The organism is Rhodococcus sp. SJ-2, from assembly GCF_053750035.1.
In genome coordinates, this window is sequence record NZ_CM132340.1 from 5,288,025 (window position 1) to 5,310,234 (window position 22,210).

The window sequence follows — 22,210 nt, forward strand, 5'->3', positions numbered from 1 at the left end:
GGGATCGGCTGTCCCGGCCATGAACGACCGGGCTTGCGCCGAAGATAGTGCGGTCACGAGCCGTCCGCGAAAGAAGGCGAGTCGGCGTCGACGAACCGGTGATCGATAAGGACCGGAACGCAGTCGCTGCTCCGCACCTCGGACGCGATCTCCACGTCGCGGGCGAATCCGATCTGGGCAAGCTCGCGACCCGACGCACAGTCCCGCAGAGCACCGGCGACCCGATCGGCGACCGCGACCCATGCGCAGCGTGCTTGATCGGCTTCGGGCGACAACGACTCCGGTCCGAATGTCTCCACCAACTCGGCGATCACCGCGCCCGCGCCCCACAGATCTTCCACTGCCGGCCGCAGAGAGCCGTCCGGCCACTTCTCGCCCGCCGCGACGACGGCGACCACCGCGGTCGGATGATGCCGAGCGATCCACTCGGCCACGGCATGGGAGTTCCGCAGCGACGCACCGAGGCACGTCGAGGCCCGCGAATCCAGGTCATATGCGATCGACGACCCGTTCGGTGAGGGCAGCACCATCCGCTCCACGTTGCGCACGGACCTGATCGTGCCGGGCGACAGGCTCACTTCGCCGGGGGTCGCGTCCCGCCGCCCCACCGCGAGCACCGCGTCGTGTGCGGCCGCATGGGCCGCTGCAGTCTCGTCGCGCCACCGATAGGGCAGGACGTCGATGCCGGCGTCGAGCGCGACAGAAAGTGTGGTGGTGAACGACAGGACATCCACTACGACCGCTACATCCGCGCCCTCGGCGATTGCCGCGGCGCCCCGCAGCCCCCAGTCGAATCGGATCCGGGAATCACGCTGACGGTGTGCAGTGTTCATCCGACTGTCGTTCATCCGACCGTCAACGTCGGTGCGCCATCCGTTTGATGATCGTGTCGCCGATCGACTGCATGATCTGCACCATCACGATCAGCACGACCACGGCAACGAGCAGTACCGGCGTGTTGAAGCGCTGGTAGCCGTAGACGAGCGCAAAGTCGCCGAGGCCACCGGCCCCGATCACACCGGCCATGGCGGAGTAACCGACGAGAAGCACGAGCGTCAGCGTCGCACCGGCCACGAGTGCGGTCGTCGCTTCGGGCAACAGCACCTTACGCACGATCTGGATGTTCGTTGCGCCCATTGCCTCCGCGGCGTCCACACGCCCGCGTGGCACTTCGCGTAAAGCGGATTCGACAATGCGTGCGAAGAACGGGATCGCGCCGATGGTGAGCGGCACGATCGCGGCGGTGGGGCCGATTGCCGTGCCGACGATGAACCGCGTCACGCCGATCAGCGCGATGAGCAGGATGAGAAAGGGCAGCGAACGAAACAGGTTGACGATCACTCCGAGTACACCGTTGATCAGACGCTGGGGCCACAGGCCGCTCGGCCCGGTGATCTGCAGGATGATCCCGACGAGTATTCCCCCGATCACGGTGAGCACGAACGAGACCCCGACCATGTAGAGAGTCTCGAGTGTGGCGACCCAGACTTCGGGAAAGACCTCGTACCAGGCGGTCTTGTTCATTCGGACAACCCCTCGAGGTCGGTGTCGGTTCCCCACGACAGGGTCAGGTGTTCACGCTCGTCGACGAACCGAGCGATGCGGTCACGATCGGCGCCGGCATCGAAGCGCAGCCGGAGGCGGCCGACCGTCACGTCGCCGACCTTCTCGACACGACCGCCGACGACAGCGATGTCGGTGCCGAGCTCGCGGATCATCTCCGAGAGCCATGGCCCGTGTGCGTAGTCGCCGATCGCGGTGACGAGCGCAGTGTCGCTGATCGCCCCGGCCGACGGATCGTCGCCCACAGGTACGATCGCGGCGCCGAGCGCCGAGCCGGGGTCTGCGACGAGGTCGGAGATGCGGCCGGTTTCGACGATGCGGCCGGCTTCGAGCCTTGCCGCGGAGGTACATACACGCCGGAGTACACCGAGTTCGTGGGTGATGATGACGACGGTGACCCCGAGACGGCGGTTGATCTCCGCGACGAGATCGAGGATCTGGTCGGTGGTGTCGGGGTCGAGCGCGCTGGTCGCTTCGTCGCACAACAACACATCGGGTTCGGCGGCGAGCGCGCGCGCGATGCCCACGCGTTGCTGCTGTCCACCGGACAGTTGCGAGGGGTACGACTTCTCTTTGCCTGTGAGGCCCACGAGATCGATGAGCGCCTTGGCACGTGCCCGTCGGTCGGCTTTGCCGACTCCGGCGACTTCGAGCGGGAACTCGATGTTGCCGACCACGGTGCGCGAGTGCAGCAGGTTGAACTGCTGGAAGACCGTCCCGATGCGGCGTCGCGCCGACCGCAACTCGCTTCCCGACAATGTCGACAGGTCGTCGCCGCCGAGAAGGATCCGCCCCGAGGTGGGGTTCTCCAGAAGGTTGAGGCATCGCAGCAGCGTGGATTTGCCTGACCCCGACGGTCCGACGACCCCGAAGATCTCGCCGTCGCTGATCTCTAGGTCGATGCCGCGTAGTGCCGCGACCTCCTCGGCGCCACCCGCGCCGGGGAAGGTCTTGACGAGGGAGTCGACGACGATCATCAGTTGGCCGGGTGCACGGGGACCACGGAACCCGAGTAGGTTTCGTTGATCCATGCGGCGGTCTCGGGGGATTCGAGTGCGTCGGCGAGCGCAACCACGATCGGGTCGTTCTCGTTCTCGGCGCGGACCACGAGGAGGTTGGAGAACGGGTTGCCCTCGACCTCTTCGGTGTAGATGGAATCGTCGGCCGGGGTGAGCCCTGCTTCGAGCGCGTAGTTGGAGTTGATCACCGCGGCGGTGACCTGCGGGTCGTCGAGCTGGCGCGCGAGCTGGGGGCGCTCGATCGGGATGAACTGCAGGTTCTTCGGGTTCTCGGTGATGTTCGCCTCGGTGACGACGGACAGGTCGGCCTCGGTGAAGGGCACGTCCATCTTGATCAGGCCTGCGGATTCGAGAAGGTACAGCGCGCGAGCGTAGTTCGTGGTGTCGCGCGGGACCGCGATCGAGTCGCCGTCGGCGAGCTCGTCGAGCGAGGTGACCTTGTTCGAGTAGAGGCTGATCGGTTCGAGGTGCACGTCGGCAACGGCGACGAGGTTGTCGACTCCGTTCTGCTTCTGCCAGTCCACGAGGTACGGCTCGTGCTGGAAGAAGTTCGCGTCGACATCGCCGGCGGAGAGCAGCTCGTTGGGATCGATCTCACCGGTGACCTCGCGGATGTCGAGCGAATAATCGCCGAGGGCACCGCTGCTCACGACTTGCTCGAGGATTTCGACATGCGGCGTGGAGGACGCGGAGATGACCAGGGTGTTCTCGTCACCACCCGACGAACCACAGGCTGCCAGGCCCAGACCGAGGACAACAGCTGCCGAAGCGGCGGCGGTGCGGCGCAGGAACATCGTTTCTACCTTCCATGGGTGGAGACCGGCCCGCGGCGCGGTACCGGGTGGAGCCGGCTGTGGATCACCTGTCGAACGAGCGTGCCAATTCTGCGTGGAACCGCTCGGTGACGTTGGGGTGTGCCCGCAGCCTCGACTTCAGGGCGTTGAGTCCGTACACAGAATGCAAAGTACCGCCGTGGGCGTCGGTGCCCACACCTTTTGCGGCGGCGGCGAGGTCTGTGGGCAGGTCGACGATGGGCAGCGCCTTGTCGAGACCCGGATTGAGAAAGAACGGCAGCGAGACGCGGTCGGATCCGGCGGCCGGTGGTAAGACCCGGTGCACCGTTGCTTTGAGGTACCCGCCGGTGGCGACTTCGAGGAGTTCGCCGATGTTGACGATGAAGTGTCCTGGAATCGGATCGATGTCGACCCATTCGCCGTCGCGTTCGACCTGGAATCCGGTGCTGCCGTGTTCGGGATACAGCAGGGTCAGCGCACCGACGTCCTTGTGACTGCCGACGCCCTGGCCGGTGACGGTCAGGTCGTGGCCGGGGTATCGAGCGATCTTGAGGAGCGGATCCGACTCGGCGAACGCATCGTCGAAGAAATCGGCTGGGGCTCCTAGTGATTCGGCCCAGGCACGAAGCAGGCGCATCCCGACGTTGCTGCAGCGGGTGATCCAGGCGAGGGACTCTTCGCGAAGGTGCGGTACCTGGGTGGGCCACTGGTTGGGTCCGTGCAGCACCTCCCATGGTCGCGCCGGATCGATGTCGGTGACGGCGTCGCGCTCAGGGCCGATGTCGAGTTGTTCGCGCCAGTCGATGTATCCCTGGGTGTGTTCGCCGCCGATACGGGTGTAACCGCGGAAATGGGGCGAACGCGAGTTCTCGATCTCGAGTTTGTCCGCTTCGGGCAACGCGAAGAATTCTCGCGACGAGGTGATCAGGCGGCGCGCGCTCGACTCGTCGATGTCGTGTCCGGCGAGGTGGAAGAAACCGATCTCGTGGGTGACAGTTCGCAGCCGGTCGAGGAGCGCAGTGCGCGTGTCGCCGTCTCGGTCGAGGTCTGCGAGGTCGATGATGGGCAATGTTGCCGAGTCGGGCATGAGATGGATCCTTTCTGGACGCGACGCGCCGTCGCATGCAGGAACGGGTTCGGCAGCGGGTTCATTCCGTGGACGAATACGGGGCACGGATGACTGCGGGCGGAACCGGAACGTCGAGGAGATCCTGGAATCGCCCCGGGAGGCACCATCAGAGACTGCGACAACAACACGCGGGGGCATGGACGCCTACCCTGCGTGCGCTCACCAACTGCGCGAGATCATTGCCGAACATGGTGGTCAAGGCTAATCCGAGGAACAACTCGAGGGCAAATTGTCGCGTTCACCTCACTCCAGATTGACAGCATGCTGCTTTTTTGACAGACTGCTGTCATGACTGATGGCGACGCACCACGGACAGTTCACCTTGCCCTGTACGACACTCTCGCCGACTGGGAATACGGATACGCCGTCGCGGGAATCAACGATCCCGAATTCCAGAAGCGACCGGGACACTTCACGGTGGCCACGGTCGGCGCGACACGCGCTCCGATCACGACGAAAGGCGGCCTGCGGATCGTTCCGGACCTGACGCTCGACGAGATCCGACCGAGCGACAGCGCCATGCTGATCCTCCCGGGCAACGAAATCTGGAACACCGATAGCTTCACCTCGTTCACCGACAAGGCACGCGACTTCCTCGACGCCGAAGTCCCGGTCGCTGCGATCTGCGGCGCCACCGGCGCCCTTGCCGCCGCCGGACTTCTCGACGAGCGCGCTCACACCAGCAACGCTGCGGAGTTCCTCGACGACGTCGGCTACGCGGGCAGCCACCTCTACCGCAACGAGCCGGCAGTGACGGACGGTACTCTGATCACCGCGACCGGGATTGCACCGATCCATTTCGCGCGAGCCATCTTCGAGCAACTCGACCTCTACGAACCGGAGGTACTCGACGCATGGTTCGCCCTGTACGCAGACCGCAATCCCGCAGGCTTCTACACGCTGATGGAACGGCAGCAGTGACCGCCCGCATCCGTACCGACCAAGACCTGCTCAGCGGTGTCGCACTCACATCCTTCCGCCTCAACGGTCAGTTCCTGGCACTCGCTGAAACGCTGGCGCGACCCGTCGGCCTGACCGCGGCCTGGTGGCAGGTCCTCGGAGCGATCCTGCGCGAGCCGTTGCCCGTTGCCTCGATCGCACGCGAGATGGGTATCACCAGGCAGAGCGTGCAGCGTATCGCCGATCTACTCGTCGACCGCGGCATGGCCGAGTACCGGCCGAATCCCGCGCACCGACGCGCAAAGCTCGTGGCACCGACCCAGACCGGGCTCGACGCCGTCACCGCGCTGGACCCCGCTCACGCGGCCGCCGCCGCGCGACTCGCCGAGCTGATGGGAAGGGACGAACTGGACGCGGCGCTCGACTCGATGCGGCGACTCAGCTCGGCCCTCGACTCGATCGCCGAGGACTGATCCGGATCAGCGACAGCGATCATGAACGACGTGGGAAGTGCCGCACGAGCCCTTCCTGCACGACGGTCGCCACCAGCTCGCCGTCGAGGGTGAAGTAGCGGCCCGTCGCCATACCTCGCGAACCTGCGGCCACCGGAGACTCCGTGGCGTACAGATGCCAGTTCTCGAAACATAGTGGGCGGTGAAACCAGATCGAATGATTGACCGTGGCGGCAACGATGCGGTCCAGGCCCCACGACAGCCCGTGCGTCGTCAGAATCGAATCGAGCACCGTGGTGTCGGACCCGTAGGCGAGCGTTGCGACATGGAGCATCGGATCGTCGGGGAGGTCGCCGTCGGAGCGCATCCACACCCGGTTGTGGTTCAAGCGTTCGCCGGTGCCCCGAAGCACCCACGCCGGGTCGTTGGCGTAGCGCATGTCGATGGGCTTGAGCGCGCCGACAAAGTGCGGCAGCTGCTCTTCGTAGCCGCGAAGCCGGTCGCCGATCGGCGGAAGAGCTTCCGGCATAGGCACTTCGGGTACCTCGACCGAATGCTCGAGACCTTTGCCCCAGCGCTGGAACGCCACGAGCATCACACACAGCTCACGGTCGTCCTGCACGGCGGTGACCATACGGTTGGCGAAATCGCGGCCGTCACGATGCGAGGTGACGTGGTATTCGATCGGTGCTTTGACATCGCCACCCCGGATGAAATGGGCGTTGAGCGCATGCACCGGCCGATCGCCGACTGTGCGCCCCGCGGCGATGAGCCCCTGCGCGACGAGTTGACCCCCGAACGTACGGGCCCCGGTCTGCTTCGGGTGCTGCCCCACGAAGATGTGCTCCTCGGTCTGCTCGAGATCGAGCAGACCGAGGAGCACATCGAGGTCACGGGAGGCGTTCCCGTTGGACTCCTGGTCCGTCACCGAGTGTCCTTCTCCCCCAGTCGGTGCACGTGGATGAGGTTCGTCGACCCGGATCGCCCGGGGGGCGCACCGGCGACGATCACGACGAGGTCGCCGCGTTGGTACCGACCGAGCGACAGCAACGCGAGGTCGACCTGTTCGACCATCTGATCGGTGGTGTCCACCGGTTCGACCGAGAACGTCTCGGTGCCCCACGTCAGCGCGAGCTGATTGCGGATGTGCGGTACGGGCGTGAACGCAAGCAGAGGCAGCCGGGTGTGCAAGCGCGCGAGGCGGCGAACGGTGTCGCCCGACTGCGTGAACGCCACAAGAGCCTTCGCGTCGAGGCGCTCACCGATGTCGCGCGCCGCGTAGGAGATCACGCCGCGTTTGGTGCGCGGCACGTGGGTCAGCGCAGGCACGTCCGTCGAGTCCGACTCGACCGCGGAGACGATCCGAGCCATGGTCTTGACCGTCTCGATCGGAAACTTGCCGACAGAGGTCTCACCGGAGAGCATGACTGCGTCGGCACCGTCGAGCACCGCGTTGGCGACATCCGATGCCTCGGCGCGGGTCGGCCGAGAATTCTCGATCATCGACTCGAGCATCTGTGTCGCGACGATGACCGGCTTGGCGTTCTCGCGCGCGATCTGGATGGCGCGCTTCTGCACCAGCGGCACCTCCTCGAGGGGAAGCTCCACACCGAGGTCACCGCGCGCCACCATCACCGCATCGAAGGCAAGAACCACGGCCTCGAGGTTCTCGATCGCTTCGGGCTTCTCGAGCTTGGCGATGACCGGGAGGCGAAGCCCGACCCGGTCCATGACCTCGTGCACGAGTTCGATATCCGCCGGGGAGCGGACGAACGAGAGGGCAATGAAGTCGACTCCGAGCCGGAGCGCGAACTCGAGATCGGCAATGTCCTTCTCCGACAACGCCGGAACTGACACGTTCATCCCGGGAAGGGACACGCCCTTGTTGTTGCTGACCGGTCCGCCCTCGGTGACGCGGCAGATCACGTCGTTGCCCTCGACGGACTCGACGACGAGACCGACCTTGCCGTCGTCGACGAGGAGCCGGTCACCCGCGACAGCGTCCGCCGCGAGTTGCTTGTAGGTGGTCGACACCCGATCGTGCGTGCCCTCGACATCGTCGACGGTGATGCGCACGATCTCGCCGTTCTCCCACACGGTGCGCCCCTCGGCGAAGCGTCCGAGGCGGATCTTCGGGCCCTGCAGGTCGGCGAGGACACCCACTGCGTTCCCGGTGGCCTCGGCGGCCGCGCGGACGCGGTTGAAGTGGCCCTCGTGTTCTGAATGTTCTCCGTGGCTGAAGTTGAGTCGGGCCACGTTCATGCCGGCATCTACGAGTTCTCGGAGAACATCGGGATCGGCAGTCGCGGGCCCCATGGTGCAAACAATCTTGGTGCGTCGGGTCACGACACGAGCCTAGTCCCCTCTATCCTGCGCCACCATTTCGCATCGGTTACCGGCTGGTAGCCACTTCACTAAGGTTGCAGCGGACGTCCATGGTTGTCGCGTACCTTGCCGGTGAGCATCATGATGCCGTCGATCAGCGGCCAGATGCCGCCGATACCGCAGGTCAGCCACGTGACAGCGATCTGGGCGATCGCCATCCCGGGCTGGTCGAGGTAGAAGCGGCCGGCACCGAATGCGCCGAGCAGAATCTCGAGAAGACCCGCTGTGACCTTCGATTTGTCGGAGAACGGCTCACCTGTGTAGGGATCGCGGCCGTAGGGGGCAGATGGATCGACGAATCCGGCCGGTCCGCCGGGGTAGGCGGGCGGTGGCCCGTACGCACCGTATGGTTGCGGGTTGCCGTAGGGATCCTGCGGGACACCGAGCGGGTTCGGCGGCGAAAACCCGGGGACGCCGCCGATCGGGTACTGCGGATCGGGGGTGCCGTAGACCGGACCCGGCGTGCCGTACTGGGGCGTGAACCCCTGCTGCGGACCGTTCGAGTACGAGTGTGGTGCAGCAGCACCGAACTCTGCGCTTCCGGGCGCAGGATAGTCGGATTGCGGGTTCTCCGACGGCGGCGGGTAGCTCGGCGTAGTGCCCCACCCCGGCCCGTTGCCCATTCCCGAGTAGGTATCCCACCCCGGCCCCGGCGTACCGACTGATCCACCGAGTGATTCCGGGGTGGGCGGCTGCTCGGACAGTGATGCCTGCGCGGTCGCGTCGTAGTCGAAGGTCCGGCCGAACTCGTGGGTGACCTCGGCAGAGTTCTCCGAAGGCGACTGCGAGGCGGAATCACTCTTCTTATGCAGATCCGGCCTGTCGACGGAATCGCGCTCCGACGAGTCGCCGTGCTTGTCCGAGTTACCGGGATCGGGTGTGGTCACTGAGTCTCCCCCTTGCTGGTGCCGGGCGTGCCGTTCCCGACCTTACCGGCGGAATCGGACTTGTCCGGATCCGGTGTCTCGGCCCTCGTGTTCGAGTGCTGCTGCCCGCGATCGGTCTTCTCGGTATCGGTGTCGTCCCTACCTGCGTCCCCGTCTTCGCCGGCGCGCCCGTCCCCGGTCGCCGTGCTGCTCACTGCGGCATCGTCGGACTTCGATGCAGAGGGGTCGAGAGTCTCGGGTGCTTCCCTGCCCTTGCGTGCGAAGACCACATACGCGACGGCAAGGACGAACACGATGCCGGAGGTGAAGGTGTTGATACGGATACCTGCGATCTCGGTCGCGGTGTCGGCGCGCATGAGTTCGATCCAGAATCGTCCGGCGCAGTACCCCGCAACGTACAACGCGAAGAGACGACCGTGACCGATCGCGAACTTGCGATCGACGAGGACGAGCAGGACGACGATCGCCACGTTCCACAGTAGTTCGTAGAGGAACGTGGGGTGCACCACGAATGCGACCTCACCGGTCGAGGTGCCGTCGATCAGCCCCGGTGCGCTCCGGCCGGCATCGTCGGTGCGCTCGTAGATTTCGAGACCCCACCACACCGTGGTCTCACGACCGTAGAGCTCCTGATTGAACCAGTTTCCGAGCCGTCCGATGGCCTGCGCAAGGAGGATCGCGGGGGCGAGGGCGTCGCCGAAGGCAGGCAACGGAATTCCCCGTCGACGGCAGCCGATCCAGGCGCCGACCGCGCCGAACGCCACCGCACCCCAGATCCCGAGGCCACCTTCCCAGATCTTCAAGGCATCGATGGGCTCGCCGTCCTCACCGAAGTACTTCTGCCAGTCGGTCGCGACGTGGTAGAGGCGACCGCCGATCAGACCGAAGGGCACCGCCCACACAGCGATGTCGAGGACGGTTCCTGCCCGGCCGCCTCGGGCGACCCAACGGCGATCACCCCACCAGATCGCGACGATGATGCCGACGATGATGCAGAGCGCGTAGGCACGGAGGGCCAACGGCCCCACGTACCAGACGCCTTGCGGTGGGCTGGGCAGGTAGGCCAGGACTGTTGCGGTCGAAGTCACGACGCCACGGTAGCGGAGCGCACGCCCTTCGCGAGATCCTGCGTCAGGGCCAGCAGCGCGTCGGGCCCCTGAGCAACAGCGGTGACGAGCGCCGATCCGACGATGACACCGTCTGCGTAGGCGGCGATCTCGGCGGCCTGAGCACCGTTGCGGACACCGAGTCCGACCCCGACCGGGATGTCGGAGTGCGCACGAACCCGGGCGACGAGCTCGGGCGCACGATTGTCGACGGCGTCGCGGGCACCCGTGACCCCCATCGTGGAGGTGGCATAGACGAATCCGCGGCACTGCTCGAGGGTGCTCACCAGACGCTCGGTCGTCGACGACGGCGCCACGAGGAAGGTGCGTCCGAGTCCGTACTTGTCGGAGGCCGCGATCCAGTCGGCGGCCTCGTCCGGGATCAGGTCCGGGGTGATGATGCCGAGTCCGCCGGCCGCGGCCAGGTCGCGGGCGAACTTCTCCACCCCGTATCTGACCACCAGGTTCCAGTAGGTCATGACGACGGCTGCGCCGCCGGCTGCACTGATGGCCTCGACTGCGGTGAATACGTCACGGACCCGCACACCGTTGGCGATCGCCTCGAACGCGGCGTCCTGAATGGTGGTGCCGTCCATCACCGGATCGCTGTAGGGGATGCCGACCTCGATGAGGTCGCACCCGCCCTCGACGAGGGTGCCCATGGCCTCGATCGACTTGCCGACCGTGGGGTATCCGACGGGCAGGTATCCGACGAGTGCAGCACGCTTCTCGGCGCGGCAGGTCGCGAAGATCTCGCTGAGGCGTTCGTGCGGGGCGCTCACTGCGCTGCTCCTTCGGTGCTGGTGTCGTTGCCGGCGGGCAGGTACCCGAACCACTTGGCTGCGGTGTCGACGTCCTTGTCGCCGCGACCGGACAGGTTCACGAGGACGATCGCTCCCGCGCCCAGTTCGGGGCCCAACTTCAGCGCACCGGCGACGGCGTGTGCGGACTCGATCGCGGGGATGATCCCCTCGGTGCGGCACAGCAGTCCGAATGCGTTCATTGCTTCCGCGTCGGTGATCGCTCGGTATTCCGCACGACCGGTGTCGTTGAGCCACGAATGTTCGGGCCCGACGCCGGGGTAGTCGAGCCCCGCCGAGATCGAGTGCGATTCGATGGTCTGGCCGTCCTCGTCCTGCAGCAGATACGAGTACGCACCGTGGAGCGCCCCGTGGGTACCACCGCCGATGGTCGCGGCGTGACGGCCGGTCTCGACTCCGTCGCCACCTGCTTCGAATCCGACCAGCTTGACCGACGGGTCGTCGATGAAGGGGTGGAAGATTCCGATTGCGTTGGAGCCGCCGCCTACGCATGCCACAACAGCGTCGGGCAGGCGGCCGGTCTGCTCGCGGACCTGCGCGCGCGCCTCGAGGCCGATGATGCGCTGGAAATCTCGGACCATCGCGGGGAACGGGTGGGGTCCCGCGGCTGTACCGAAGCAGTAGTAGGTGTTGTCGGCGTTGGTGACCCAGTCGCGCATCGCCTCGTTGATCGCATCCTTGAGGGTGCGCGAACCGGTCTTTGCGGCGATGACCTCGGCGCCGAGCAGACGCATACGGGCGACGTTGAGTGCCTGGCGTTCGGTGTCGACCTCACCCATGTACACGAGGCAATCGAGCCCGAGCAACGCACACGCAGTCGCAGTTGCGACACCGTGCTGACCCGCTCCCGTCTCGGCGATGACGCGGGTCTTGCCCATGCGTTTGGCGAGCAGCACCTGGCCAAGCACGTTATTGATCTTGTGCGAGCCGGTGTGGTTGAGATCTTCACGCTTGAGGAAGATCCGGGCTCCCCCGGCGTGCTCGCTCAGACGAGTGGCTTCGTAGAGCGGTGAGGGGCGTCCGGTGTAGTCGCGCTGGAGGCGGTCGAGCTCCGCGAGGAACCCCGGGTCGGTGCGCTCCTTCTCGAACGCTGCGGTGACCTCCTCGATGACCGCCATGAGCGCTTCTGGGACGTAGCGTCCGCCGAATACACCGAAATGCCCACCGGCATCGGGTTCATGCGCGGTCGAAGTCGAGACGGCTTCGCTCATGAGGGGGAGTCCGCGACCTTCGGCGGACAGGGCGGGATCGTCTGCAGTCACACATCCAGTCTGCCCCACCGGCGGTGCATGTTCACCGCCGGGTTGCGCCGGTCCGTTCCGGCGAGTTGTCCGGGCCTGGCCTGCGCTCAGCGCGCCGGCTTCGGGCACGACGGATGGGTGCCCACCGTGACGAGTTCCGCAACGGCCTGACGAGGATCCCCGCTGGTGACGAGACCTTCACCTACGAGCACTGCGTCCGCCCCCGCACCCGCGTACGCGAGCAGGTCGGCCGGCCCTCGAACGCCGGACTCGGCGATCTTGAGGACATCGGAGGGTAATCCGGGCGCGATGCGGCCGAAGGTGTTCTTGTCGACCTCGAGGGTCTTGAGATTGCGGGCATTGATGCCGATGACACTGGCACCGGCTTCGAGGGCGCGGTCGGCCTCCTCCTCGGTGTGCGCTTCGACCAGGGCGGTCATCCCGAGTGATTCGACGCGCTCGATGAGCGAGTGCAGCACGGTCTGTTCGAGCGCGGCGACAATCAGCAACACGATGTCGGCACCGTGGGCGCGGGCCTCGTGAATCTGGTAAGGACCAACCACGAAATCCTTGCGCAGCACCGGAATACGCACAGCGCGACGCACCGCGTCGAGGTCGGCGAGACTACCGCGGAAGCGACGCTCCTCCGTCAGCACGCTGATCGCGCGTGCACCACCGGCCTCGTACGCCTTCGCCAGCTCGGCCGGATCGCCGATATCGGCGAGCGCACCCTTCGACGGGCTCGCACGTTTCACCTCGGCAATAACCGCGATGCCCGGTTCGAGCAACGCTGCCTTGGCGTCGATCGGCGAGGGCGCGGCGGCTGCGGCGGCTTTGACGGAAGCGAAATCGACGGCCGCCTCCCGAGCTGCGACGTCTGCGCGCACTCCTTCGAGAATCGAGTCGAGAACTGTCATCGTGGCTCGAGTCCTTTCGCCCCATGTCAATCCCGATGTGATCAACTTCATCGGAAGTACTGCCCAGCCTAGTCCGTCTCGCGACAGGACTCAGCGGCGGGTCCCCGATTCGCCCGAATCCTCATCGGCGCCGTTATCGGCGTCGGTATCCTCGTCGCCGACAGTCGGATCGTGCCCCGCATCGATGCTGTCCCACAGGGTTCGCTCGGTCATCGGCTCGTCCGCCGCGGCGCCGCGTGCGGCGGCTTCACGGCGTGCGGCCGGAGCGTCGTACTTCGAGGACAGGCCGGTCCGAGCGCTCGGGGTGCGCCACAGTGCGACAGCCGCCGCGAGTGCCACGCACGCACCGAGGCACGCGAGGATGGCGGGCAGCGGGAAGATCTCGGTGGCGACCACCGTGGCCCGGTCGGGGAGGCCGGCAACCCGCGCGGCAGCGTCCGGATCCACCCCCGAGCCGAGCAACTGCACCACCGGAATCGCCGCCGCCACCGCCACCAGCGCCACTGCGCCCGCCACGATACGAACCGCGCGACCACGCACCGCGAATGCCGCGGCCACCGCGGCGAGCAGCGCCAGAGCCAGCGGAGTGGTCGCGGCCGCCCAGGTGCCGCCGTCCAGGTCGGTGACCCGGTCGGCTCCGAGGCCATCGGCCGAGTCCACCTGCACCCAGGTCATACGACTCGACGCCCACAATGCCGCGGCCGCTACGACGAGGAGCAGCGCTGCCAGCGCGGGTGAACGGCGCCTCACCGGCCGACCGGCGCCTGCGGTGGGTGCCGGTTCCGGCTGCGTAGGTTCCCGGTCCATCACTCGGCGTCGCCTCCGAACGGGGCCACTGTGGCCGCTGCGGCCACCGCGGCGAGCGCGGACATCGCCTTGTTCCGCGCTTCGGTGTCCTCCGCCCCCGGTACGGAATCGGCCACCACACCGGCGCCGGCTTGCACATAGGCGACGCCGTTCTTGACGAGGGCCGAGCGGATCGCGATGGCGGTGTCGGCATCACCTGCGAAGTCGAGGTATCCGACGATCCCGCCGTAGATGCCGCGGCGGGTCGGTTCGAGTTCCTCGATCAGTTCCATAGCGCGCACCTTGGGCGCGCCCGACAACGTTCCGGCGGGGAAACACGCGGTCACCGCGTCGAGGGCGTGTCTGCCCTCGGCAAGATGTCCTGTCACGGTCGACACGAGATGCATGACGTGGCTGTAGCGCTCGATGTGCCGATAATCGTGCACTTTGACGGTGCCGGGCTCACACACGCGCCCCAGGTCGTTGCGGCCGAGATCGACGAGCATGAGGTGCTCGGCGTTCTCCTTCTCGTCAGCGATGAGGTCCTTCTCGAGAAGGATGTCTTCCTCTTCGTCCTTACCGCGCCAGCGAGTGCCTGCGATGGGATGGGTGGTGGCAACGCCGTCGGTAACGGTCACGAGCGCCTCGGGGCTCGATCCGACGATCGAGAACGCCGTTCGGCCATCGGCGTCGGGGATGTGCATCAGGAACATGTACGGACTCGGGTTCGAGGCACGCAACATTCGGTACACGTCGAACGGTTCTGCTTCACAATCGATTTCGAATCTCTGCGAGAGTACGACTTGAAATGCCTCACCCGCTTCGATATCTCCGATGAGCTTGCGCACGTCCGTACAGAACGACTCGGTGGTGCGCTGACGCCGGTAGTCGGGTTCCGGCTTCGAGAAGGTCGCAACGGTCGAGCGCGCGGGTGCCGCCAGGTCGGCGGTCATGCGGTCGAGTCGCGCGAGCGCATCGTCGTAGGCCTCGTCCACGCGCTCGTCGGAGCCGTCCCAGTTGACCGCGTTCGCAATCAGCCAGATCGTGCCCTCGTGGTGGTCGACCGCCGCGAGATCGGTCGCCAGCAGCATGACCATCTCGGGGATTCGAAGATCGTCGACCGCGAGCGTGGGCAGCTTCTCGAGATGACGGACGATGTCGTAGCCGAGATAGCCGACCATGCCGCCGGTGAGCGGCGGCAGGCCGTGCAGGCGGTCCGTGTGCAGCAACGAGAGGGTTTCCTGGAGCACCTCGATCGGATTCCCACCCGATGGCGCACCACTGGGTACGTGACCGAACCATGCAGCCTGACCGTCGACGACGGTCAGCGCAGCCGGACTCCCCGCGCCGATGAACGACCAGCGAGACCAGGACCGGCCGTTTTCGGCGGACTCGAGCAGGAAGGTGCCGGGCCGGTCGGCCGCGAGTTTCCGGTAGGCCGACAGCGGAGTCTCCGCGTCGGCGAGCACCTTGCGGGTCACCGGGACCACGCGGTGCTCGGCTGCGAGGGCCCTGAACTGCGCACGGGAGGTCGTCGTATCGGACCGCCCCCCGGCGGACGCGGTCGTGGTGGCTGAGGGAATGGTGGTGGGCTCGCCGGACATGCGCCCATCATCCCAGGCACCGAGCAGAGGGGCTGCGCCGCGGGGTGGCTGCGGCGCGTCGACAGGCCTATCCGACCTGGAACGAGCGTTTCGCCAGACCGAGCCAGAAACCGTCGATGACCTGGTCGGGTCGCTGCCCGGGGTCACTGGACGCACCGAGGGTCACGAACAGCGGCGCGAAATGCTCGGTGGACGGGTGGGCATACGGCATCCCCGGTGCCCGGCGCTGGAAGTCGAGCAGTGAATCGATGTCTCCGGCGGCAAGACTTTCGGCAGTCCAGTGGTCGAATTCGGCCGACCAGCCCGGTGCGGGCGCCTCCGGACGCATATCCCTCAGGAACGGTAACCCGTGGGTGGTAAAACCCGACCCGATGATCAAGACTCCCTCGTCGCGCAGAGGACGCAGCCGCTCCCCCAGTGCCAGCAGCCGCTTCGGATCGAGGCTGGGCAGCGAGATCTGCAGCACGGGGATATCGGCGGCCGGATACATCACGGTGAGGGGGACGTATGCGCCGTGGTCGAGTCCGCGACGGGGTTGCTGCACTACCGGCTCGTCATCGGGCATGAGGGCCGCCACCTTGCGGGCCAGGTCTGGTGCACCGGGCGAGTCGTAGGTGACTTCGTAGAACCGACGCGGGAAGCCACCGAAGTCGTACACCAAAGGAGTGCCCGTGGTGGTCGCGCCGATGGTGAGCGGCGCCGATTCCCAGTGCGCAGAGACCACCAGGATCGCGGTGGGACGCGGCAGATTCGACGACCACGTCTGCAATTGGGATACCCACAGCGCGCTGTCGACGAGAGGCGGGGCGCCGTGGCTGACGAACAGGGCGGGCGTCGCGGTCACATATTCTCCTCATATTGAAGCTTCAAGTATCATACAGGGAACACTGCGCCGAACCGATTTCATTCCCCACCGCGAGATACGGCGCTCCCGTTTGGCAAGGTGGACGAATCACGATGACTCGGAGAGAGGCCTGTTGAGCATGAGCGGCGACGAACCCCGGTGGCTCGACCACCGGCAACAGAAAGCCTGGCGCTCGCTCGTGGCAGTGATCACCCGGTTGCCCGCAGCACTGGACACCCAGATGCAGCGCGACGCCGACCTCACCCACTTCGAGTACTTCGTCCTCGCCGTCCTGTCGGAGGCCCCGGGCCGCCGACTACAACTATCCACCCTGGCAGAAGAAGCCAACGCATCGTTGTCACGGCTCTCGCACGTGATCACCCGGCTCACCAAACGCGGCTGGGTCTGCCGGGAGGCGATCCCACACAGCCGCGGCTCATATGCCGTCCTCACCGACGCCGGCTACACCAAGGTCGTCGAGACCGCGCCCGCACATGTCGACACGGTCCAGCGACTCGTCTTCGACGGTCTCGACGACGGACAGGTGAGCACCCTCGAAGCAATCGGAACCGCCCTGCTGACGCAACTCGACAAAGGCATCGCCGAAGGCACCGGCAAGGCCTGAGCGTTGCGGTAGCTTCTCCGAATGCGAATTCGGACATTCACCGACAACGATCGCGCCGCCCTGCGCACGTTGTTCGAACGCGCGGGGCAAGGGTCCCCCACCGAAACACTGTGGGGTCAAACCGATTCCGAAGCAGCGGTCTACCTCGATCCGTACATGGACCTCGAACCCGCCTCCCTGTTCGTCGCCGAGCAGAAAGGAGCGCTCGTCGGCTACCTCGCCGGATGCGTCGACACCGAGGCATTCCCGAGCGAGGACACACTCATCGCCGACGCGATCCGTCGATTCAGGCCGTTTCGGAGCAGGCAGGCCGTGGCCTTCTTCGGCCGCAGCATGATCGACGCGGCCGCAGCAGCGATCCTCCGCACACCGACGGCAGGCCAGATCCGCGACCCCCGGTGGCCCGCACACCTGCACGTCAACGTTGCGCCGGAAGCACGCGGCACCGGAGCAGCATCAGGACTGATGGATGCTTGGTTCGAACGCCTACGCTCCGAACAGATTCCCGGATGCCACCTGCAGACGCTGGTCGAAAATACAAGGGCAGCAAGGTTCTTCGAACGGATGGGATTCACACCGCACGGCGGCACCCTCCCGGTTCCCGGACTTCGTTACAGAGGTGCCCGGGTGCACCAACTCACCATGGTGCGATCGTTGTGACCGTTACCCGCCCTCACCCCAGCGGCGCCCCGACCCGATCACCCCAGCGGCGTCCCGCCGACACCCCAGTTCTCGCGCGGCACCTCGGTGATGGTCACCCACACCGACGACTCGCTCTTGCCTGCAGTCTCCGCATAGGCGCGGGTCACCGCGGCGATCACCTCGGCCTTCTGCTCACTCGTGAGGCCGGGAGTCTGACTGATCCGAATCAGAGGCATGAACGCACTCTAACCACGCGCAGACGACTCGGTGACACTCGAGTGACGACTACGGCGCGAGCAGGACGTGCAAGCCCCGCTCGAAATCTGCGATTCGACGGGTGAGGGCATGGTGACCGCCGTTGACGACCTCCGATACCCGCACGATCCCCGCAGTGTCCGCAACCTGGTTGAGATTGCGCGACGTCCAGTACCAGGCGGCACTGACGAAAGCGTTCTCCGGCGCGGCGAGCAACTCGGGGTTCGTGACGAAATCCACCCCTGTGTGCCGACTCAGCTCCTCGTAGTTGTGACGACCGGTGACCTGGATCGCTCCCCTGCCCTTGTACCGCTCACCGTCTCCGGGATGAACGTTGCCGAGATCGGCCCTGCCCTCATAGGCACGACCGGACGCATACTCCTCGAAGGTCCGGAAGGAGTCGGACTCGACCGCGAGTTGTGCGATGAACGCCGCCTGGCGGACCGGTGTGTCGATACCGTTGCGTATCATCGCCTCATTCAACGGAGCGATGTACTGGTCGATCCTCTCGGCTGAGATTTCCGGCACGATCATCCTCAGGTCGTCGGTGGTGACAGCCGGTGGTGCGGGGGCAGGAGCCTCCGGCGGGGCAGCCTCCGACGCGCCGGCAGAGGCATCCGAGGCCTCGGCCGGAACCGGGGCCGAAGAGTCGTCGGCGACGGACCACCCGCTCTCGGCAAGGGTGGAAAGCTCCAGCACCTCGAGCACGTTGCTCGACGCTTCGTACCGAGTGTGCGCCGAAGCCATCGGAGTAGCGTGGGCATCGGACGCGCCGAAACCGAGAACAGCAGAGGTTGCCGTACCGATCAGCGCCGCCGCCGCGATCGCGACACGGGCATGCCGCAAGCATGTAAGTGACATGGGTCGTGCTCCAAAATTCGACCGAATTCGGTTCGGCCTCCGGGGATGGGGGCCGCGCACGTTCACCGAAGGAAGTCGTCCATCCACGGCGGATCACAATTCGGCGGCCTTGAGGTCACAACCAGGTAACGCCGCAGATGGCAAGACCTTCAAGCAATCGTGCCCGAGCCCACTTCGACGCCACGAAAGTGCTCCACCCCACACGCCCGACCCATCATTCACATCAGCGACATCCGATGCACCGTCCGGACGCTGCGCGTCACAGCACCCCGCACGCCCGCTCCGGACGCGCTCCCGAGCGACCGAGGTGGAATCATCGATTGTGCCGCAAAGCAATTCAGCCAAACATCGAACGACGTCGACGACTGGGCCGCATTCCCCGACCGACAGCGGTGCCAGCACGTGCCGTCCCGGCCCACCCCCATCGGATCCGGATCCCGCATGGACGAGCGGAGACACCGATCAGCACTGCTCTGTGTCACATCACACAGATCAAATCCCCTCGCCCATGACGCGTCATCACAGAACAATGACAAGGTTTCGCCCGCGAACGGCGCACGACGAAGGTGCCCGACCCCGCATCGCGGGCAATCGGGCACCGTCTTCGGAGAAGTACTCTTCTCGGGCTAGAGCAGCACGTCGGTGTCGAAACACGTGTGCGTACCGGTATGGCATGCCGCACCCACCTGGTCGACGACGAGCAATACGGTGTCACCATCGCAGTCGAGCCGGACCTCGTGCACGTATTGGGTGTGTCCCGATGTCTCACCCTTGACCCAGTACTGGTTGCGCGATCTCGAGTAATAAGTGGCCTTGCGTGTGGCGAGCGTGCGCGCGAGCGCCTCGTCGTCCATCCACGCCATCATCAGGACCGCCCCGGTGGATTTCTCCTGCACGACCGCGGCGAACAGACCGTCCTCGTTACGCTTGAGCCTGGCCGCGATCTCCGGGTTCAGGATGTTGCTCATCGGACCACAATTCCTTCCGCGCGCATCGCGTCCTTGACCTGCCCGATCGTGAGTTCGCGGAAGTGGAACACGCTCGCCGCGAGCACCGCGTCCGCACCCGCCTGTACGGCCGGTGCGAAGTGCTCTACCGCACCGGCGCCGCCGGATGCGATGACGGGGACGTGCACCGCCGCACGAACGGATTCGATGATCTTCAGATCGAACCCGGCCTTGGTCCCATCGGCGTCCATCGAGTTGAGCAGGATCTCCCCCACCCCCAGTTCTTCACCGCGCCGAGCCCACTGGACCGCGTCGATACCCGTCCCGCGGCGACCACCGTGGGTGGTGACCTCCCAGCCCGACGGGGTGGGTTCCTGACCGTCCGGAACAGTGCGGGCGTCGACCGACAGCACGATGCACTGGGAGCCGAATCGCTCGGACATCTCGCGCAGCACTTCCGGGCGCGCGATCGCCGCAGTATTCACCGAGACCTTGTCGGCACCCGCCCGCAACAGGCGGTCGACGTCGTCGACCGTGCGGACACCGCCGCCGACTGTGAGCGGAATGAAGACCTGCTCGGCGGTACGGGTGACGACGTCGAGCATCGTGCCGCGATCACCGCTCGAGGCGGTGACATCGAGGAAGGTCAGTTCGTCCGCGCCCTGGGCGTCGTAGAGGGCGGCAAGTTCGACGGGGTCGCCGGCATCGCGCAGGTTCTCGAAGTTGACTCCCTTGACGACCCGTCCGGCGTCGACATCGAGGCAGGGGATCACTCGCACGGCGAGCGTCATTGGGATTCTCCTTCTGAACGAGACTCCGTCCTCACGGATCTCAGAATGTCCGATATTTCGTCGTGGATTCCGGGAGCTGCTGCCAGTACCGATCCGCTTCCGATGCGCCAGGGCTTGCCCTCGAAGTCGGTGGCGATCCCGCCTGCCGCGCGGACGAGGGCCACCCCGGCCGCGTTGTCCCACGGATGGTGACCGAACACGACCGCTCCGCCGAGCGCCCCCGCCGCCGTGTAGGCGAGATCGATACCTGTCGAGCCGTGCATCCGCAGCCGCGCGACCCGGCGACTCAGTTCGGTGATGACGGACAGCCGGGTGCGTCCGGGAACACGACCGCGACTGTCGACGTCGAAACTGCCTACGGCGATCATGTGATCCTCGAGCCGCTGAGGTTCGAGGCGCTTGCGAGGCTCACCGTTGAACAGCAGCGGACCGTCGACCACCGCGGAGAACCTGTGGCCGATCAGCGGCATCCATGTCAAGCCCAGCACCGGTTCGCCGTCCTCGACGAGCGACAGCAGGATTCCCGCGGTGGGGAGTCCGGCCGAATAGTTGACGGTGCCGTCGATGGGATCGAGCAGCCACACTGTCCCGCTGCTCGCCGATGGCCCCCCGAACTCCTCGCCGTGCACAGCGATACCCGTGCGCTCGGCGAGCTCACCACTGATGCGGCGTTCGAGTTCGAGATCGAGGTCGGTCGCGAAGTCGTTGCGCCCCTTGTCCACCGACCGCGGTGCTCCATGGCCGGTGACGAACCGCCCGGACACACCGTCGAGCACCTCGCTCGCAACAGCGAGGAGGTGATCGCGGTCCGTGTTCGCGGCCATCGACGTCAGCGTGAAACCGCGTCGAGTGCTTCGGGCAGAGTGAAGCGGCCTGCGTAGAGCGCTTTGCCGATGATCGCGCCCTCGATGCCTTCGTCGACGAGCGTGGCGATCGCGCGCAGATCGTCGACGGTCGAGACGCCGCCGGAGGCAACGACGGGAGCGTCGGTGGCGTTGCACACCGAGCCGAGCAGATCGAGGTTGGGCCCGCTGAGGGTGCCGTCCTTGGTCACGTCCGTGACGACGTACCGGGAACAACCCTCGCTGTTGAGCCGCTCGAGCGTCTCCCACAGGTCGCCGCCGTCGGACACCCACCCGCGCCCACGCAGACGCCATTCGCCGTCCATGAGCTTGACGTCCAGGCCGACGGCGATGCGGTCGCCGTGCTCACCGATGACCCGTGCACACCACTCGGGATTCTCGATGGCGGCGGTGCCGAGGTTCACCCGCGCGCAGCCGGTCGCAAGGGCCGCTGCGAGGGTCGCGTCGTCACGGATACCACCGGACAGTTCGACCTTCACATCGAGTTCGCCGACGACCTGCGCGATCAGTTGACGGTTGTCGCCGCGGCCGAACGCCGCGTCGAGGTCGACCATGTGCACCCATTCGGCACCGGCGTTCTGCCATTCGAAGGCGGCGTCGCGCGGAGAACCGTAGCCGGTTTCGCTGCCCGCCTCTCCCTGGACGAGGCGAACTGCTTCACCGTTGGCTACGTCGACTGCAGGCAAAAGGACCAGGCTCACTGCGCCTACAGTAGTGCCTGTCGTGTCGAACCTCGAAAGCGACTCGGCGGGGATCGAACCACCGGAGACCGCCACCG

The 22,210-nt window shown here is 66.2% G+C and carries 25 protein-coding genes; 4 read left to right on the plus strand and 21 right to left on the minus strand.

Annotated features, from left to right (window positions below; genetic code table 11):
* Nucleotides 1-53: 53 nt before the first annotated feature.
* The 5 genes from ACSYG9_RS24680 to ACSYG9_RS24700 form a co-directional block, all read right to left on the minus strand.
* Nucleotides 54-833 carry a 2-phosphosulfolactate phosphatase gene (locus ACSYG9_RS24680; protein WP_440124927.1) on the minus strand — a complete coding sequence of 260 codons (780 nt, stop codon included), beginning with the start codon at nucleotides 831-833 and terminating at the stop codon, nucleotides 54-56.
* Between the two features lie 22 nt (nucleotides 834-855).
* Complete coding sequence (locus ACSYG9_RS24685) at nucleotides 856-1,524, minus strand: ABC transporter permease subunit (protein ID WP_440124928.1); 669 nt, start codon at nucleotides 1,522-1,524, stop codon at nucleotides 856-858.
* A complete protein-coding gene (locus ACSYG9_RS24690) occupies nucleotides 1,521-2,594 on the minus strand; it encodes an ATP-binding cassette domain-containing protein (protein WP_440124929.1) in 1,074 nt (357 codons plus the stop codon). The genes ACSYG9_RS24685 and ACSYG9_RS24690 overlap by 4 nt, the downstream gene beginning before the upstream one ends.
* Nucleotides 2,540-3,376 (minus strand): MetQ/NlpA family ABC transporter substrate-binding protein, encoded by an 837-nt coding sequence (locus tag ACSYG9_RS24695; RefSeq protein ID WP_440124930.1) that lies wholly within the window; start codon nucleotides 3,374-3,376, stop codon nucleotides 2,540-2,542. Before ACSYG9_RS24695 ends, ACSYG9_RS24690 begins: the two co-directional genes overlap by 55 nt.
* 64 nt (nucleotides 3,377-3,440) lie before the next feature.
* Nucleotides 3,441-4,463, minus strand: a complete 1,023-nt coding sequence (locus tag ACSYG9_RS24700; protein WP_440124931.1) for a 2-oxoglutarate and iron-dependent oxygenase domain-containing protein — start codon at nucleotides 4,461-4,463, stop codon at nucleotides 3,441-3,443.
* Nucleotides 4,464-4,793: 330 nt separating this feature from the next.
* Between ACSYG9_RS24700 and ACSYG9_RS24705 the strand changes: the two genes are divergently transcribed.
* On the plus strand, nucleotides 4,794-5,426 hold the full coding sequence (locus ACSYG9_RS24705) for a DJ-1/PfpI family protein (protein WP_440124932.1): 633 nt from the start codon (nucleotides 4,794-4,796) through the stop codon (nucleotides 5,424-5,426).
* Nucleotides 5,423-5,878 (plus strand): MarR family transcriptional regulator, encoded by a 456-nt coding sequence (locus tag ACSYG9_RS24710; protein WP_440124933.1) that lies wholly within the window; start codon nucleotides 5,423-5,425, stop codon nucleotides 5,876-5,878. Before ACSYG9_RS24705 ends, ACSYG9_RS24710 begins: the two co-directional genes overlap by 4 nt.
* A gap of 19 nt (nucleotides 5,879-5,897) precedes the next feature.
* Here ACSYG9_RS24710 and ACSYG9_RS24715 read toward each other — a convergent pair whose 3' ends face one another.
* The 10 genes from ACSYG9_RS24715 to ACSYG9_RS24760 all read right to left on the minus strand — a co-directional run bounded on the left by ACSYG9_RS24715 (nucleotide 5,898) and on the right by ACSYG9_RS24760 (nucleotide 16,448).
* A complete protein-coding gene (locus ACSYG9_RS24715; protein ID WP_440124934.1) occupies nucleotides 5,898-6,785 on the minus strand; it encodes an acyl-CoA thioesterase domain-containing protein in 888 nt (295 codons plus the stop codon).
* On the minus strand, nucleotides 6,782-8,203 hold the full coding sequence (gene pyk, locus ACSYG9_RS24720) for a pyruvate kinase (RefSeq protein ID WP_169686610.1): 1,422 nt from the start codon (nucleotides 8,201-8,203) through the stop codon (nucleotides 6,782-6,784). Before pyk ends, ACSYG9_RS24715 begins: the two co-directional genes overlap by 4 nt.
* Before the next feature lie 68 nt (nucleotides 8,204-8,271).
* Complete coding sequence (locus ACSYG9_RS24725; RefSeq protein WP_454840331.1) at nucleotides 8,272-9,129, minus strand: NINE protein; 858 nt, start codon at nucleotides 9,127-9,129, stop codon at nucleotides 8,272-8,274.
* Entirely contained in the window at nucleotides 9,126-10,217 is a 1,092-nt protein-coding gene (lgt, locus tag ACSYG9_RS24730; RefSeq protein WP_440124937.1) for a prolipoprotein diacylglyceryl transferase, read from the minus strand. Before lgt ends, ACSYG9_RS24725 begins: the two co-directional genes overlap by 4 nt.
* Nucleotides 10,214-11,017 carry a tryptophan synthase subunit alpha gene (gene trpA / locus ACSYG9_RS24735; protein ID WP_440124939.1) on the minus strand — a complete coding sequence of 268 codons (804 nt, stop codon included), beginning with the start codon at nucleotides 11,015-11,017 and terminating at the stop codon, nucleotides 10,214-10,216. Before trpA ends, lgt begins: the two co-directional genes overlap by 4 nt.
* On the minus strand, nucleotides 11,014-12,267 hold the full coding sequence (trpB, locus tag ACSYG9_RS24740) for a tryptophan synthase subunit beta (protein WP_440127801.1): 1,254 nt from the start codon (nucleotides 12,265-12,267) through the stop codon (nucleotides 11,014-11,016). Before trpB ends, trpA begins: the two co-directional genes overlap by 4 nt.
* 137 nt (nucleotides 12,268-12,404) lie before the next feature.
* Nucleotides 12,405-13,214 (minus strand): indole-3-glycerol phosphate synthase TrpC, encoded by an 810-nt coding sequence (trpC, locus tag ACSYG9_RS24745; RefSeq protein WP_440124940.1) that lies wholly within the window; start codon nucleotides 13,212-13,214, stop codon nucleotides 12,405-12,407.
* Between the two features lie 90 nt (nucleotides 13,215-13,304).
* On the minus strand, nucleotides 13,305-14,021 hold the full coding sequence (locus tag ACSYG9_RS24750; RefSeq protein WP_454840333.1) for a TIGR02234 family membrane protein: 717 nt from the start codon (nucleotides 14,019-14,021) through the stop codon (nucleotides 13,305-13,307).
* Complete coding sequence (locus ACSYG9_RS24755) at nucleotides 14,021-15,604, minus strand: anthranilate synthase component I (RefSeq protein ID WP_440124942.1); 1,584 nt, start codon at nucleotides 15,602-15,604, stop codon at nucleotides 14,021-14,023. Before ACSYG9_RS24755 ends, ACSYG9_RS24750 begins: the two co-directional genes overlap by 1 nt.
* A gap of 67 nt (nucleotides 15,605-15,671) precedes the next feature.
* On the minus strand, nucleotides 15,672-16,448 hold the full coding sequence (locus ACSYG9_RS24760; RefSeq protein WP_454840334.1) for a dioxygenase family protein: 777 nt from the start codon (nucleotides 16,446-16,448) through the stop codon (nucleotides 15,672-15,674).
* Between the two features lie 139 nt (nucleotides 16,449-16,587).
* On the opposite strand from ACSYG9_RS24760, the gene ACSYG9_RS24765 reads away from it, so the two are divergent.
* Both ACSYG9_RS24765 and ACSYG9_RS24770 read left to right on the plus strand, forming a co-directional pair.
* Nucleotides 16,588-17,073 carry a MarR family transcriptional regulator gene (locus ACSYG9_RS24765; protein ID WP_440124944.1) on the plus strand — a complete coding sequence of 162 codons (486 nt, stop codon included), beginning with the start codon at nucleotides 16,588-16,590 and terminating at the stop codon, nucleotides 17,071-17,073.
* 21 nt (nucleotides 17,074-17,094) lie between these two features.
* Nucleotides 17,095-17,733, plus strand: a complete 639-nt coding sequence (locus tag ACSYG9_RS24770) for a GNAT family N-acetyltransferase (RefSeq protein ID WP_454840336.1) — start codon at nucleotides 17,095-17,097, stop codon at nucleotides 17,731-17,733.
* A 38-nt stretch (nucleotides 17,734-17,771) separates the two neighbouring features.
* On the opposite strand, the gene ACSYG9_RS24775 is transcribed toward ACSYG9_RS24770, so the two are convergent.
* From ACSYG9_RS24775 to priA, 6 genes are all read right to left on the minus strand, one after another.
* On the minus strand, nucleotides 17,772-17,951 hold the full coding sequence (locus ACSYG9_RS24775; RefSeq protein ID WP_440124946.1) for a tautomerase family protein: 180 nt from the start codon (nucleotides 17,949-17,951) through the stop codon (nucleotides 17,772-17,774).
* A gap of 49 nt (nucleotides 17,952-18,000) precedes the next feature.
* Nucleotides 18,001-18,831, minus strand: coding sequence for a glycoside hydrolase family 19 protein (locus ACSYG9_RS24780; protein ID WP_454840338.1), 831 nt, complete (start codon nucleotides 18,829-18,831; stop codon nucleotides 18,001-18,003).
* Nucleotides 18,832-19,457: 626 nt separating this feature from the next.
* Entirely contained in the window at nucleotides 19,458-19,799 is a 342-nt protein-coding gene (gene hisI, locus ACSYG9_RS24785; RefSeq protein WP_440124948.1) for a phosphoribosyl-AMP cyclohydrolase, read from the minus strand.
* Nucleotides 19,796-20,569 carry an imidazole glycerol phosphate synthase subunit HisF gene (gene hisF / locus ACSYG9_RS24790; protein ID WP_454840341.1) on the minus strand — a complete coding sequence of 258 codons (774 nt, stop codon included), beginning with the start codon at nucleotides 20,567-20,569 and terminating at the stop codon, nucleotides 19,796-19,798. The genes hisI and hisF overlap by 4 nt, the downstream gene beginning before the upstream one ends.
* Nucleotides 20,566-21,393, minus strand: a complete 828-nt coding sequence (locus tag ACSYG9_RS24795) for an inositol monophosphatase family protein (RefSeq protein ID WP_440124950.1) — start codon at nucleotides 21,391-21,393, stop codon at nucleotides 20,566-20,568. The genes hisF and ACSYG9_RS24795 overlap by 4 nt, the downstream gene beginning before the upstream one ends.
* A 5-nt stretch (nucleotides 21,394-21,398) precedes the next feature.
* Complete coding sequence (gene priA / locus ACSYG9_RS24800; protein WP_440124951.1) at nucleotides 21,399-22,133, minus strand: bifunctional 1-(5-phosphoribosyl)-5-((5-phosphoribosylamino)methylideneamino)imidazole-4-carboxamide isomerase/phosphoribosylanthranilate isomerase PriA; 735 nt, start codon at nucleotides 22,131-22,133, stop codon at nucleotides 21,399-21,401.
* Between the last annotated feature and the right edge of the window lie 77 nt (nucleotides 22,134-22,210).